This window comes from Gimesia sp., assembly GCF_040219335.1.
Lineage (GTDB): Bacteria > Planctomycetota > Planctomycetia > Planctomycetales > Planctomycetaceae > Gimesia.
Genome location: NZ_JAVJSQ010000020.1, coordinates 149,032 through 164,496 on the forward strand (window position 1 = coordinate 149,032; position 15,465 = coordinate 164,496).

Genomic DNA, 15,465 nt, shown 5'->3' on the forward strand with positions numbered 1-15,465 from the left:
CTGATGAATGAAGTTATCGTCAACAATGAGTTCTTTCAGCTGCTGTTACAGCATCAGGGGCCCTTGCACGCTTACGTACTTTCCCTGGTAGGTAATACTACTGATGCCCGAGATTTACTGCAGGACATCAATCAGTGTCTGCTCGAAAAACGGGACACCTTCACCCCGGACAGTAATTTCCTGGCCTGGTCTCGCAAAGTTGCTTTTTACAAGATCCAGTCATACTGGCGTGACAAACACCGTAACCGCCTGCTGTTCGACGACGAGTTACTCAACAGCATGTCCGAGACCATCGACAGCCTGCCCGATCTATATAACGAGCAGATCGAAGCCCTCAAATCTTGTATCAACCACCTGCCTGCTGACAAACAGACCATGATGCAACAACGCTACGGGCAATTCATGCCTCTCAAACAAATTGCTGACTACTGGGGAAAATCGGAAAAAGCGATCAGCGTCATGCTCTTGCGGATACGCTTGCGGCTTCAGGATTGCATCCAGAAAACACTCTCTGCAAGGCCCCGCATCTGATGATCTCTGAAAACACTTCGAACTGGGAAGACCCCCTGCCCCGGCTGGTCGCTCTGTATTTCGATCAGCGACTGGATGAGTCCGAACTGCAGCAGTTGCAGACGCGACTGAAAACGGACCCGGATGCAAGAGTCTTTTTCGCTCAGTTTTCGATCCTGCAGACTCAGCTGGAATGGGTCTGCACCGACTCAGTCTCACCACGAGAAATGACTCATATTCCGGCCTCCTATCACGCCAGAGCGCGTAACTGGAATCTGATTCTCTATATCTCATGCTGTATCTGCCTGGCGATCGGCGGACTGTTTTTCATGTATCTGACAACTCCCGTCGCTCACGTTTATCCAACCGCTGACAGCCACTGGGAATCCGGTTTGATCGCAGATGAGGAAACGCTGCTTTCAGGTTCGCGCAGACAGCTGTCGAGAGGTGCCATAGAAATTCGCTTCACTTCCGGATCGATCGTTAACCTGCAGGCACCAGCGCTGTTTACAATCCAGGGATCGAATGCGGTCTTTCTGGAAGCGGGAAAGCTGGTTGCCGACATCCCTGAAGCAGGACATGGCTTTACCGTGGAAACACAGTCCGGTCAGATTGTGGATCTTGGCACATCTTTTTCCGTAACCGTAGAGGCGGACCGAAACACGGAAGTCAAAGTCTATCGGGGTAAAGTCCAGGTCGCTGGTACAACAGATTCGCAAACTCCACTCGACCTGTCAGCCAACCACGCGGTGGAGATCGACTCCATATCCAGGTCAATCCTGCCTCGGGACTATACCAGCAGCGATTTCATCCCACTGATTGCCCGCGATTACAGCGTAGACAGTTTCAGCGAAAATGTTGTGTTTCAGGAACAGTTTCCGGATCAGATCGCCCGGGGAGAGTTTCAGCTTCTTGAACGAGATGGCACAGTCTTTCTCTTTCCCGAACTGAGAGAGATCCAGCTCTACAATAACCTCAATGTCTCCATCAGCCAGCCTGGCAGCTACTGGTCCTACGAGCAGATAGAAACGGATACCGATTTCATCCCGCGGGGAATGAAAGTCGACTGCTACCGACTCTATTACGATCCAGCCAGCAACAAGAATGACATGCTGCCGGTAGAAGGCACGATTCACTTTCATCAGCCTGTGTTGGGAATGATTACCACCAGAAACCGGCTGCTGGAAACCGACCACATTCTCAATCCCCTTTGCCAGGGAGGCAACTGCCCTCAGATTAAACACCAGGAAATCGAAACCCGAGTATCAGAGAATGGCAGCCGCCAGGACATCATTACACTCTCCGAAGACCGCAAAACGCTCAACTTCAAACTATTCACAGGTACAAACTACATCGATGAATTCAGGGTGCTGGTTGCAGCCCCCTAGCCTCTGCGCAATGCGCTTGTTTTCACAGTCATCCCGGGTCGGCTATATCCATATTTTCACCAGTGAGCTGAGACTGTGAATTGCCATACCGAGTTGTTATCTGCTTCATTATTCAAAGGAGTTTTTTATGAAACCTGATCGTTCTGCTAAATACGTTCGAGGCTTCACATTAATTGAGTTACTCGTTGTAATCGCGATTATCGCAATTTTAATTGCCTTACTGCTGCCTGCAGTTCAACAGGCTCGCGAAGCGGCGCGGCGCTCGCAATGCAAAAACAATCTCAAACAGTTCGGTCTGGCGATGCACAACTATGCCGACACGCATGGTGTGCTGCCCTGCCTGAAGGGAGGCGCAGGGGGAGATGTATCCGGTGCAGGACTGTTAGACACCGGAACGGGCAACCGCAGCTGGATGAGCGGCATTGTCTTTCTGCTTCCCTTCCTCGACCAGGCACCTCTGTGGAACCAGATCTCGAGTCTACCCGGTCAGGGAGGCCGACCGAATGATCCCAATTCGTTTCCCCAACCTCATCTGGCTCTCATGCTCTGCCCCTCCTCACCTGTGCCACCACGTGCAGAAGGTGGACTGGCACCTCGCAGCTACTGCTTGAGCGTAGGGGACACCATCAATGACAACATCTCTTCCAAGAATCCCCGCGGGCCTTTTGGCTGGCTCTCTGACACCCGGATGCGTGATTTTCTGGATGGGACCAGCAATACCATTCTGATGGCAGAACGAGAACTGGGAGGCACCGGATCCTTTCTGGGGCGTGCTGCCGCTTCCATCTCCAACCTGGACACGAACCCCGCAGCCTGCCTGAGTACGATTTCAGGGAACACCTATAACGTCACCATGGACGGTCATCGGATGGGTCAGCGCTGGGCCATCGGATATCCGTTTTACTCCGGGATCACCACGGTACTTCCGCCGAACAGTCCTTCCTGCTCTTCGAGCGGACACCAGGGATGGGGCATCTATTCTGCCAGTAGCCTGCACACAGGTGGCTGCCACGTGTTGATGGGAGATGGTGCGGTACGCTTTGTCAGTGAAAATATCGATTCCGGTTTCCCCTCTGATCCACAGGTGACGACCGGTCCCAGCCCCTACGGTGTCTGGGGCGCATTGGGAACCATGAGTGGATCGGAAACCATTGGAGAGTTTTAATCCTCTACTCAATACAACAAACAGAAAGAATCGCCATATGAATCACATCTGGAAACAACTCCTACTCAGTCTTACCCTGCTCTGCGCTGCCGGCCTGACTACCGGTTGCAGTGATGACAGTGGCCCTGCTGATGCTCCGAAAGAAACGACCCCCGAACCAGGGGACACCACACTTCTGGAACAGAGCCTGCCCGGTCAGATTTCCTGACTACTGTTTCAGAATGCTCAAGACGCCTGCCTGATTTTAATCCGGCGGGCGTTTTTTCCTGGAAGTAAGATCGCTGACCGGTTTATACAAGTCGGTATGAGAGACCTGTAGAATTGGTGTGTCGCATTCAGAGCTGTCAAAGCAAGAAAGAGTTCAACCAGCGTGAGCTCTTGTTTGCGGCGGATTCTGTTCTTGAGAATTGGAATTCTTTTCCTTACGAGTCAACTGCAGCACGAGAAACCCCTCTCCCCTGTATTTCAGAATTAATCGGATCGCTCCTTTGTAATGCTGTTTTAGATAAGAGTCGATCAGTGGAACCTGTTTCTCGCGCGTGATCAAATACATTTGATCTGAATCGATTAACTCATCCATCGGCGACTGAATTTTGTAAGCACGCAGCTTCTCCTGAAAATGGGGAGATTGCTGCAGCCCATTCAAGAACAGAAACTTGAAATCCCTGATTTCGGATTGATTGTCATAGGGCAGAAAACTCTCAATGGGAAGCATCCACATACTGACAAACACCTTCTCAGGCCAGCGTTGGTGCATTTCCGTCAGATTCTGTTTGAAACCAGCATTCCTGGCCACAAGATGATCTGACCACTTTTTCTGATCCCAGACCAGTAACGCACATCCCAGCAGCAGAATGACGACACCGATTTTAAACAGAACCCCTCGAGAGGGAGATTGCGTATCAGTTGTCACATTCCAACCGGTCTGATTCAGGAGCAACGTGAAATAGAAGGGAAGTGAAATCAGACAGGTCAAGACCCGCGAAGGCAATTTCAAATAAACGATCAGCATGATCATTATCAGGACCACCCAGAATAGAGTCCATCTGATAATGGAACGTTGCCAGGACCGTCTCTGGTTCAGCCGATTGAAGACAATTGTAGCATAAAGACAAATCAGGAAAACCGGATGCACGGCTGCATGTCGGGCCGAGTGAATCCAGGCTTTTTTTACCTGGGGAAATTCACTGAGCTTTAGAGCATCCGTTTTTTCTTTGAACTTCTGTAGTCGTTCCAGGCTGTATGTATCCTGATCGAGATAGACCCACTCCCGCAGCATCTGGTAATCCGTATTACTCCAGCCGACTTCGTCGAAGATGGGTTTCGTCGTTTCTACATAAGGAATTTGCGTGTAGTTGATTAATAGAGCTGTTACAGAATGGTAAGGCAGAAAGACGCGCCACGCTTCATCCTGCTGGTAGTATTGGCGATCATAATATTGCCCCCCCAGCACTCCACAGATCGCAAGAGTTGCAGGCAGGAGATAAGGTTTCAGTTTATTGCTCCTGGCCATCTGCCATCCGATGACTATCAGAATTGGCAGACTTGCCAGACACAACATTTGCAGACTCGCATAACGAATCAGACTGGCATAAATCAGACAAGCGGCACCTTCCCATTTGAGCCAGGGAAGATGACTCCCTCGTTGATCCTGAAACAGGCTGACGATCACCAGTGACAGACCGGCCAGGCCGACCATAAATGCCGTCGTGGTGAATTGCAGATGAGCCAGAAAGTAAATCCCGACTCCCAGATAAAAAATCAGGTAGCTCAAAACCGAGAACTTGTTTCGGCTCAATAGCAGAATGGCATACAACAACAACCAGTGCGCCAAAAACTGAGAAAGCAGCAGATAACTGCCGTACCATGGAACATCGGGAGCGACAGAGTAAAGCTGTTTCAGAGTGCTTCCCAATAGCACATTCGAATACAGCAGGTGCTCATCAGGCCCCTTGACCGTTCCGTATCCGGATGCAACCAGCGCCATAACAGGGTCGTCGTTGGTGTCATAAGTGGGCGTCATCAGCAGATGTGTCAACCCAAACAACAAGATCACAACACCTGCTGCGCAACGCGCCGGTGACTGGCAGTACCAGTTCAATAGAGTGGAGATTCTGGATTGTTCTTCCTGGGACGACATCGGCTACCAGTCGAAAGTGAAATAGCGGGAATAACAGACAATATCCGATACAAAAGCAAAATATATACCAGTTCCACTGCGTCGGGTTATAACAATAATCCGGATTAGAGATCTCATGCATCCGCAAAGAACGCTGAAATCCTCTAGAAAAGCCCCCTCCAATAGCAGTAACCTCGTTAGTCTCACCGTTTCGAATTACGGGGACCCGGCGCTGAGCAAATGGCACTGTTGTTGCTATTACATAGTTCATATTTGACTCAGTTTCGCAAATCATGATCGGCCAAGATGATAATGCACCTGACCTCGTCAGGGGTGATGTACATAATTGGATACATTTTGTATGGCGTCGTTAATCCCGTTCAACAAACCGTTTTTTGCTGGTAAAGAACTGCATTATATTGCCCAGGCAGTCACGCTGGGAAATATCTCTGGAGATGGTGATTTTGCGCGGCGCTGTGTGGAGATTATGCAACAGCGTTTCCACGTTCATAAGATCCTCCTCACACCGTCCTGTACGGCGGCCCTGGAGTTGTCAGCCATGCTGCTGGAGCTTCAACCTGGTGACGAAGTCATCATGCCATCCTATACTTTTGTTTCGACGGCCAACGCCTTCGCCCGCATGGGAGCGAAACCCGTGTTTGTCGATATCCGTCCCGATACGCTCAACATGGATGAACGACTGGTCGAGGAAGCGATTACCGAAAAGACCAAAGCGATCGTCCCCGTGCATTATGCCGGCGTCGGTTGCGAAATGGATCTTATCCTGACGATCGCCGACAAATATGGACTGCGTGTGATTGAAGATGCAGCGCAAGGCGTGAACGCCCAATACCAGAACCAGTATCTTGGTTCGCTGGGTGACCTGGGTTGCTACAGTTTCCATGAAACGAAAAACTTCATCTGTGGTGAAGGAGGCGCAATCTGCCTGAACTCAGAAGAGTTCGTCGACCGGGCACACGTTCTGCGCGATAAAGGAACCAATCGGCAGGCATTCTTCCAGGGACTCGTAGATAAATACACCTGGTGCGACATCGGTTCTTCCTTTGTATTAAGCGAATTGAACTGTGCGTTCCTCTATGCACAACTGGAAATGTTTGACGAGATCAATCAGAAACGTCAGCAGATCTATGAACTCTACAGGCAGAGCCTGCAACCACTCGAAGAAGCTCAGTTACTGCGTATGCCCCGGATTCCGGAAGACTGCGTCAGTAATCATCACATGTTTTACATTCTACTTCCCAGTAAAACGGTGCGGGATGGACTGCTGGCTCATTTAAAGGAGCAACAGATTCATGCCGTCTTCCATTACATTCCACTACACACTTCCCCCGTCGGACAGACATGGGGATATCGTGAGGGAGACTTGCCGGTTACGGAGCAATGTGCGGCGTGTTTACTGCGTCTTCCTTTCTACTATGAAATTACCCCTGAAGAACAGCAACTGGTCGTTTGCGAAATAGAAAAGTTTCTAACCAAAAATGTTTCTCAGTCCCTGTTGCCAGACAGTTTACAGTTGAAGACTGATTTTCAACGCCCTCTCGATACCCCTTAAAAGTTACCGACAATGAAAATCACTCTTCATTGTCATTCAAGTTTACATATTTCAGATTGATACGATGAAAGTTTCTGTATCAAAATCAGGACCGCTAATCAGTGTCGTGACTCCGGTATACGGAGCACACGACCTGCTGGAAGAGCTTTATGCTCGCCTCATCCAGGCTTTATCCCAGATTACTGAAGATTATGAAATCATCATGGTCAATGATGCCAGTCCCGATGATTCCTGGTGTCTGATCCAGCGGTTCGCAACACAGAATTCTCGACTTAAAGGAGTCAATTTATCGAGAAATTTTGGCCAGCATCATGCGATTACAGCCGGCCTGGAATTCGCCCGAGGGAAATGGGTTGTTGTCATGGATTGTGATCTGCAAGATCAACCTGAAGAAATCCCCAAGCTGTATCAAACTGCTCAACAGGGATTTGATGTGGTAGTCGGGATTCGTCACACCAGACAGGACACCACAATCAAGAAGCTATGTTCTCGCTATTTTTACAAGGTATTTGCCTATTTCACCAATACCAGAATTGAACACCAGATAGGAAATTTCGGTATTTATTCGCGCAAGGTCATTCGGAGTATTTTGAAATTTAAGGAACAGACAAGATCGTTTGGACTCTTTGTGATCTGGGCTGGTTTCCGCAGAATCGAGATCCCGATAGAACATGCAAAACGCCCCACCGGAAAGTCTACCTATAACTTCCCCCGTATGATCAGCCTGGCTTTCAACTCTATTATTGCCTACTCCAACAAGCTATTAATCCTCTTTGTCAAACTGGGATTTCTGCTGGCTGGTTTTTCGTTCCTGTTTACACTGTGGTTACTTTTCCGTTACGTCATCTGGGGAATTCCAGTTATTGGCTGGACCAGCTTAATCGTTTCCATATATTTGTCGACCGGATTGATGATCATGGTTGTGGGAGCAGTAGGAATCTACATCGGAAAAATCTTCGATGAAGTCAAAGGCAGACCGCTCTACCTGATCGAGTCAACCACCTTCGAACTGGATTCTGACGATGAATAAACCTTTCAAGCTGGGATTTATCGGTGGTGGAATTAATTCCGCCGTCGGAACGACACATTTTATTGCCGCACAGATGGATGATCGTTTTCGAGTGAAAGCAGGCTGTTTCAGCCGAAATCCCGAAATCAATCGTCAAACCGCCGAACGATGGGGCGTTTCCCCGGAACGGAACTATGCGACTTTTGCTGAATTGCTGGAACAGGAACAAGGACGACTGGATGCAATTGTGGTTCTGACTCCCACTCCAGACCATGTCGAACCGGTCGTTCAGGCGTTTCGCCGAGGATACGCTGTGATCTGTGAAAAGTCTCTCGCCAGCAACATTGAAGACGCGTTAGTGATACGTCAGGCTCAACTGCAGCATGGCAACTTCCTGGCAGTGACCTACAATTATACGGGCTATCCGATGCTGCGGGAGCTCAAATATCAGATCGATGAAGGCCTGTTAGGGGCCATTCAACAGATTCATATTGAAATGCCTCAGGAGGGTTATGCACGGCTGAACCGAGATGGAGAGCCTATGCTCCCCCAGGAATGGCGCCTGCATGATGCCGAACTTCCCACCCTTTCTCTGGACCTGGGTGGCCATGTCCACAATATCATCGACTTCCTTTCAGGAAAGAACCCACAGAAACTGGTGGCACTCCAGAGTAGTCAGGGACGGTTCAGCCAGGTCATAGATAATTTGCTTTGCGTTGCCGAATACACGGGGGGACTCACGTGTAACATCTGGTACAGTAAATGTGCACTGGGCTATCGCAACGGGTTGCGTGTTCGTGTATTTGGGGAACGGGGCGCGGCTGAATGGCTGCAGATGGAGCCGGAGTATTTAATCTGCCATGACCATAAGGGGCACAAAACCATTCTGGATCGGGCAAGTGTTGATACAGGAATAGCGCATCTGGCCCGGTATAACCGCTTCAAGTCAGGTCATCCAGCCGGTTTTCTTGAAGCATTCGGAAATCTTTACTGGGATATCGCGGACAGTCTGCAACAGTTTCAACAGACTGGGACCCAACAGAATATGGAATACGTGTTTGAAACCGGACATGCACTGGAGGGGTTGGTCATGTTTGACGCGATGTCTCGGTCGTCAGAATCAAATCAATGGGTCTCTGTCATCGTTCCAGAGAAATAATGAGTGCCATGAGTATTGAACTAACGCTCGACAGTTATCCGGATGATCCCGAAAAAATTGCATTCTGCACTGATTTTCTGGAGGGTAAATCCCCGCGATATCTATTGGGGCGTAATCAGTGGGCACAAAGTATCAGTCGTCATCTCAATGTTGCTGGATTTATTGATGAGTATTGTCACGAGAGTGAATTTCTCGGGAAACCTGTACTCTCGTTAGATGAAGTACCAGATAACGGAATTGTTGTTTCGACAGTCGTGGGAATTTTGCCATTGACGGTCGCTCTAAAATTATCGGAACGAAACATCCGCCATATTGATTACTTTGCATTTCGCAGGTACTCGGGCCTTACCTTGGAGCCAGTGTTGTTCTGGGATGAATTCATCACAGATTATTCGCGACATCAGGAAAAATATGAGAAGGTTTATTGTTGTCTGAAAGATCAGCAATCTAGAACGATATACGAAAACCTGATCAATTTCCGTCTGTCCGGCGATCTATCATACATGGATGGATTTGAAGATCGACAGCACCAGCAATACTTTGAAGACTTTCTCAATCTGAAAAACCAGGGGGAAGTCTTTCTTGACGTCGGCTGTTTCGACGGCTTGACCAGTCTGGAATTTATTAAACGCTGTCCTGAATATGCCGGCATTCATATTTTTGAACCTGAACCTGGGAATCTAAAGGTCGTTCGGAAGAATCTGGCTGACTACCCGCGTATTGTTTTTCATGACTGTGGGTTATCTGATCACAGCCAGACCTTGCGATTTTCTGCTGATGGATCCTCTTCCCGTGTGAGCGATCAGGGAGAGTTGCAGATTCAGGTAGAACGTCTGGATGACGTCATAAAGGGGCCCGGTTCCTTCATCAAAATGGATATTGAGGGTGCTGAAATTGAGGCTCTTCGAGGGGCACGACATACAATTCTTGAGCATCATCCGAAACTGGCAATCTGTGTTTACCATCGTGCTGACGACTTCTGGAAAATCCCTGAAACGGTATTCTCGATCCGAGATGATTATGATCTCTACCTGAGGCATTACACCGAAGGAGTCACTGAAACCGTCATGTTTTTTATTCCTGCTGGGAATTGAGATGCCCGTTAAAAAACGACTGTTAATTGCTGGAGGTGGATACGCAGAAATCCCTCTGATCCTGGCAGCTAAAAGACTGGGATTTCATGTCATCACCAGCGGTAACCGTGCAGATGACCTGGGACATCGCCATGCTGATGAAATCCATCTGGAAGACTTTTCCAATAAGAACGCCATGTTACAACTGGCACGCTCGCTGGAAATCGATGCGATCTGCGCTTCCTGCAACGATTTTTCTGCTCTGACTGCAGCCTACATTGCCGAACAAATGCAGTTACCAGGTCATGATCCTTATGAAACTGCAGTTTTGATTCATCATAAAGACCTCTATCGTGAATTCGCACAGGAAAATCAGATACCCACTCCGCGGGCGGCCGGTTTCGAATCCATCCAGCAAGCATTGGATCAGTTGGATTTGTTTCAGTTTCCGGTAATGATTAAACCCGTTGATCTCACCGGGGGAAAAGGTATCACCAAGCTCGAACGAATCGATAATGCCAGAACTGTCCTAGAACAGGCATTCCAGATCTCACGCGCCAAACGGATCGTGATCGAGGAATTTATGGAAGGAAGTCGACATGGTTTTTCCAGTTTTCTGCGCGACGGTCGGGTTGTGTTCTGCTTTCAGGATAACGAACACTATTTTCAGAATCCGTATCTGGTCTCGGCTGCTTCGACGCCAGCCATTGTCCCTGCAACAACGGAAGCAACTCTCTGTCAACAGGCCGAGCACATGGCCAGCCTGCTCAATTTGAAAACGGGAATATTTCACATTCAGTATATCCTCCACCAGGGAGAACCCGTCATCATTGAAATCTGCCGGAGGGCACCTGGGGATTTATATATTCAGTTTGTTCAGCATGCGACGGGAATTAACTATGCTGAATTCATTATTCGCGCGGCAACCGGACTGGATTGTGGAGGAATAAACCAGAAAGAACCTACTGGTTATTTTACCCGTCACTGTATTATGCCATCCCGCAACGGTTTGATTGAAGATGTGATCTATGCCCCTGAAATTCGCGATCAGATTATCGACCAGATGCTCTGGTGGGAACGTGGCGAACAGATCGATCAGTTTCTGGTTCAAAAACAGGGAATTGTATTTTTGCAATTCGAATCGCTTCAGGAAATGTTGACCAGAACAGAAGTATTGCCAGAACTGATTCGAGTTGAAATGAAGTAGCAAGTTAACCCCAAGAGATGAAACCAGATCTATGAATCATTTCTTTATTCTAGGAACGATTTTTTTTACCGTATACGGCCAGCTCATCCTCAAGTGGCGGATCGGCAGATACGGTGACTTACCAGACAGTCTCTCGGACCGAATCCAGTTTCTGTTTCGACTTTTACTTGACGGATATATTTTGAGTGGTTTCATCGCTGCTTTTATCGCATCCTTATTCTGGATGGCGGCGATGACGAAATTTCCGTTAAGCTATGCCTATCCGTTTATGAGCCTGGCATTTGTTCTGGTAATGTTCCTCAGTGCCTTTTTTTTCAATGAACCGGTTACGCTGGCCAAAACACTGGGTCTGGCGCTGATTGTGACGGGAATTATCATCGGCAGTCAGGGAGTGACATCTGATAAAACAGATACTCCTTCATCTTCACTCTCTGCAAAGGACTAATTCCAGTTCAACAAACAAAAAAAGGGCGGCAGATCTAAAATCAACCACCAGTATGCGGGCTGTTTTCTATTCAATCTCTGACCGGTGTTTACAAACGGGTACATATTTTGCTGTCAGCAATCAAAACAGTATGTTTATGTTCCAAAATTCTACAGCACAGCTGAGTATCAATGTCTACTCATGTTATCAAAACAGGAATGATGAGAGTGATTAACTGGTGTTACAAATCCACAGGGATCTGGACACTCGGAATTACAATTTGTCTGTTTGCAGTAACATTACTTCTGATTACTCCAGTCTATGACCAGCCAGATGACCCTACTATGGCTCTGGTTGCATCAGGCTATGGAAATGTAGATGGACCGGATGAACATTTAATCTATTCCAATGTGCTGATTGGGTTGATTTTAAAGCAATTATATCTGACAGCGCCACTTGTGCCTTGGTACGGAGGCTATTTACTTTTGATTCAATTTCTGGCCCACTGGATACTGCTTTATGCCTTGCTACTGCTGAATCGCGATTATCGCTGTGTTCTGGGTTACCTGCTTTTTTACCTGGTGGTGGGTGTCTACCTTCTGACGCATATTCAGTTCACGACGTCTGCATTTCTAATTGGGATGGCCGGCCTGGCGGTAATACTAGTGAGTCTGTTTCTGGACTTAGCAGGATCCCACTGCCGCTGGCTGAAGTGGCTGGGGGCTTTGTGCCTGATCATCTCCAGCCTGATTCGATTTACCTCATTTCAAATGTTGGTTCTGGCCAGTGTGCCATTAGTTCTGGCTTGTGTATTTCATTATTTCAAAGTGATTAAATTAAAAGCGTATCTGGTTCCTGCAGTTGTAGCCATCATCGGAGTATCAAGCTGTAAAATGTATGATACACACTACTATCAGCAGGATGATGACTGGCGAAACTTCATTCAATATCATGTTGCAGTTGCTCAAGTGAGTAACAATGTCCTTGTTCCATATACAGAAGAAACCAGGCAAGTTTTTGATAATGCGGGTTGGAGCTATGCCGACTATCTGATGATTCGTGACTTTAATTATCTTGATTCAGAAACGTTCAGTTCAGCAAACCTAAGAAGATTTGACAAACAAAAGAATGCTACTAATCTGCGGAAGCACCCTCAAGTTTTGCAGGCTCGCGTGAATGCATTTAAGAATTTATTTACCAATTCAGTTTCAGTGATCTCTCTCATTGCGGCCATCTTCTTTGCGTCTCTTAACCGGAAAAACTGCTGGCAACGATCTATCGTCAAGTGGCTGCTGATGTGGAGTGCTCTGATCATGTTAGGGTTGATAATCTACAAGAAATTACCAGAACGAGTATTTATACCTTTAACTGCGTTACCATTTTACCTGTCCCTATTGCTAAACCTTCCCGATCTTTCCTCGCAGATAAAAAATCAGAAATTCAAAAAGCATTTTGTATTTCGGACGGGAGTCCTGCTTCTTTTCCTTGCTGCAACAGCCTCTGCCTGGGGACAGGTAAAACGATCAGACCTGATGGTGATGGGAAATATCAGATTTAAGAATGATTTAAAAAATCTGCAAGGGAGTTGGCCAGACAAAGTGTTCCTCGCGCAGTGCAGATTTCCAGTTGATTTATTTCTGCCCCTCGATAACCAGTCGGAAATTCAGGGAATGAAGTGGCTGTACTTGACAGGGAGGCAGAAATCACCTTTGTTTCAACAGAAAATGAAAGAGTATGGAATTCATTCAGCTTATACAGAACTATATGAAACAGATCGTCTCTACTTAATAATGCTTCCCAGATTTATTCCTCTGTTCGAATCCTATCTCAAACAGCATTACGACGTTGATCTGGAATTCAAAAATGTTTACTCGGGAGGACATTTTCAAGTTTATCGTGTCAGTACCTCTGAAAGAGATAAGAACACGAATAATGAAATGGAGCACTCCGCGATTAAAGAGTAACTACCGGGATGTGGTTTTCGGAAGTGATCGTTATTAAATCGGCTGACATCGATAGGCAGACAAAACGTCCCGCGTCCACAACATCTATGGAGAGATCAGAAATGGGGGGGGGTTAGCATGCCACCGCTGCTGACCTGCGTGTGGCTCACAGCTACCTGATCATTCACCTCCAATGATTAAATTTGAAGTCTATGCCTTGCTGGCGAGGCCCACAACGAAAAAAAGGGCGGCTGATCTGAGATCAACCGCCCTCTCGCAGTTTCCATTTTCAGTTGCTGAAAATTCTTCTGGCGTCTCGTTTACTAGTTGCTACAAGTCTTCGGCTCTGGTGCAGTGCAGGTCTTGGGTGCCGGAGCCGTACAGGTTGGCTGCGGGCAGCAGACGGGCACTTTACGACAGACCTGTCGCGGTACACAACGTGTCTTGGTTACACAGACGGTACGTGGAACACATTTGGTCCGGGTAACATACCGTGTGCAGCAGACCTGCTCACAGGTTGTGTAAGGAACTTTGCGAGTACAGGTTTTTTGCTCATAGGTGCAGGTTGTGTAAGGAACCTTGCGGGTCCGACACTCTTCAACCATGGTGCAAGTGGTGTAAGGAACCTGTTTCGTTACGCATTCTTCCTTCCAGCAGCAGGTGGTGTAAGGCACTTTGCGTGTCCGGCATTCACGTACCATTTTGCAGGTTGTGTAAGGAACCTTCTTGGTCCGTGTTTCGCACTCGTAACGCACGCAGGTGTAAGGCACCTTACGGGTAACGCAGCAGGGAACTCGCTCACATACGGTGTAAGGAACCCGCTCGGTTACACATTCGCGTTTGTAAGTTGTGCAGCAGACTTTCTTGGTGACCGTCTTGGGGCACCAGATTCGTCGGCAGACTGTAGTGCCGGGGCACTGTACTTTCACTGTTTTGCAGCAACCGGGTTTGTAGACAGGGCAGCATGAGCTGCAGTCATATTCCCAGGTTCCTGGCTCACAGACACATTTTTCTACAACCGGACCGGGGCAGTGTTCGGTAACCGTCTTCCATTCACCACAGCAGACTTCAACGTCGTGCCAGGTGTGGACAGGCTTGCAAACAGTGCGACAGACATCGCGGTAGCAGGTCTTGTAATTCGTTTTGTAGATCGTGCTGCAGACTTCACGGTAGTGAGTCTCGCAGATCGGACGTCTGACGGTGTAGCAGACATCTCGGTAACAGGTGTTGTAAACCGGCTTGCAGACTGTGTAGCAGACGTCCCGGTAGCAGGTATTGTATACCGGGCGGCGGCGTTTACAGGTCACAGTACGATAGCAGGTCTTGTAAACGGGACGGCAGACTTTGTAGCAGACATCCCGGTAACAGGTGTTGTAGACCGGTTTGCAGACCGTGTAGCATTCATCACGGTAGCAGGTCTTGTAAACATTCTTAGTGTATTGAACGGGAACTTTTTCGCAGATCGTATCGTACACTGTCTTCTGACAGGTATAGTTCTGCTTTTCCCAAACGGTTTCAGTGACGGTTTTATAGCAGGTACTTGAGCACTCTTTGGCAGCACAGTAATCACCACAAGAAGTACATGCTTCTGTAGGACAACACTTATATCTGCCTGCTCCCAGGTAACCTGCCTGGGCTTGCTCCCCAAAGCAGGCCATAATCAAAGCGGCCGCCAGAAGGGGAATCCAGGTTGCGTGTTTCATTGGTCTATTCCTCTATTTGTAATTTCAGCAAACAAAATTGAAATCTGGAAACAGTTAGAATCTACTTCGTCAACTGAAACAGCCCGCCTTCACTGAGACCACCACTTCTCCACAACTTACTGCACAACCCCTTCTACTGAGTCACGATAAACCATTCGATCAATACAATCGATACCCGTCAGGATACGTTAC

At 48.0% G+C, this 15,465-nt stretch carries 13 protein-coding genes; 11 read left to right on the forward strand and 2 right to left on the reverse strand.

Features of this window, described 5'->3' with window-relative positions:
• The first annotated feature begins 3 nt into the window (after positions 1-3).
• The 4 genes from RID21_RS17960 (at position 4) to RID21_RS17975 (ending at position 3,271) form a co-directional block, all read left to right on the forward strand.
• Positions 4-531, forward strand: a complete 528-nt coding sequence (locus tag RID21_RS17960) for a sigma-70 family RNA polymerase sigma factor (protein WP_350191179.1) — start codon at positions 4-6, stop codon at positions 529-531.
• Positions 531-1,898: a FecR domain-containing protein gene (locus RID21_RS17965; protein ID WP_350191181.1), complete on the forward strand. Its 1,368-nt coding sequence runs from the start codon at positions 531-533 to the stop codon at positions 1,896-1,898. Before RID21_RS17960 ends, RID21_RS17965 begins: the two co-directional genes overlap by 1 nt.
• Positions 1,899-2,025: 127 nt before the next feature.
• Positions 2,026-3,063, forward strand: coding sequence for a DUF1559 domain-containing protein (locus RID21_RS17970; protein ID WP_145191763.1), 1,038 nt, complete (start codon positions 2,026-2,028; stop codon positions 3,061-3,063).
• 37 nt (positions 3,064-3,100) lie between these two features.
• On the forward strand, positions 3,101-3,271 hold the full coding sequence (locus RID21_RS17975; protein WP_350191183.1) for a hypothetical protein: 171 nt from the start codon (positions 3,101-3,103) through the stop codon (positions 3,269-3,271).
• 153 nt (positions 3,272-3,424) lie between these two features.
• Here RID21_RS17975 and RID21_RS17980 read toward each other — a convergent pair whose 3' ends face one another.
• Positions 3,425-5,113, reverse strand: a complete 1,689-nt coding sequence (locus RID21_RS17980) for a hypothetical protein (protein WP_350191185.1) — start codon at positions 5,111-5,113, stop codon at positions 3,425-3,427.
• 430 nt (positions 5,114-5,543) lie between these two features.
• Between RID21_RS17980 and rffA the strand changes: the two genes are divergently transcribed.
• The 7 genes from rffA (at position 5,544) to RID21_RS18015 (ending at position 13,591) form a co-directional block, all read left to right on the forward strand.
• On the forward strand, positions 5,544-6,755 hold the full coding sequence (gene rffA / locus RID21_RS17985; RefSeq protein ID WP_350191187.1) for a dTDP-4-amino-4,6-dideoxygalactose transaminase: 1,212 nt from the start codon (positions 5,544-5,546) through the stop codon (positions 6,753-6,755).
• A gap of 64 nt (positions 6,756-6,819) precedes the next feature.
• Positions 6,820-7,785 (forward strand): glycosyltransferase family 2 protein, encoded by a 966-nt coding sequence (locus tag RID21_RS17990; RefSeq protein WP_350191189.1) that lies wholly within the window; start codon positions 6,820-6,822, stop codon positions 7,783-7,785.
• The gene (locus tag RID21_RS17995; protein ID WP_350191191.1) at positions 7,778-8,923 is read left to right on the forward strand and encodes a Gfo/Idh/MocA family protein; all 1,146 of its coding nucleotides are present in this window, start codon (positions 7,778-7,780) and stop codon (positions 8,921-8,923) included. The genes RID21_RS17990 and RID21_RS17995 overlap by 8 nt, the downstream gene beginning before the upstream one ends.
• Positions 8,923-10,017 (forward strand): FkbM family methyltransferase, encoded by a 1,095-nt coding sequence (locus RID21_RS18000; protein ID WP_350191193.1) that lies wholly within the window; start codon positions 8,923-8,925, stop codon positions 10,015-10,017. The genes RID21_RS17995 and RID21_RS18000 overlap by 1 nt, the downstream gene beginning before the upstream one ends.
• Before the next feature lies 1 nt (position 10,018).
• On the forward strand, positions 10,019-11,203 hold the full coding sequence (locus RID21_RS18005; protein ID WP_350191195.1) for an ATP-grasp domain-containing protein: 1,185 nt from the start codon (positions 10,019-10,021) through the stop codon (positions 11,201-11,203).
• 31 nt (positions 11,204-11,234) lie between these two features.
• Positions 11,235-11,648, forward strand: a complete 414-nt coding sequence (locus tag RID21_RS18010) for an EamA family transporter (protein WP_350191197.1) — start codon at positions 11,235-11,237, stop codon at positions 11,646-11,648.
• A gap of 170 nt (positions 11,649-11,818) precedes the next feature.
• Positions 11,819-13,591 (forward strand): hypothetical protein, encoded by a 1,773-nt coding sequence (locus RID21_RS18015; RefSeq protein ID WP_350191199.1) that lies wholly within the window; start codon positions 11,819-11,821, stop codon positions 13,589-13,591.
• A gap of 302 nt (positions 13,592-13,893) precedes the next feature.
• Here RID21_RS18015 and RID21_RS18020 read toward each other — a convergent pair whose 3' ends face one another.
• Positions 13,894-15,273, reverse strand: a complete 1,380-nt coding sequence (locus RID21_RS18020) for a hypothetical protein (protein ID WP_350191201.1) — start codon at positions 15,271-15,273, stop codon at positions 13,894-13,896.
• Positions 15,274-15,465 lie beyond the last annotated feature (192 nt).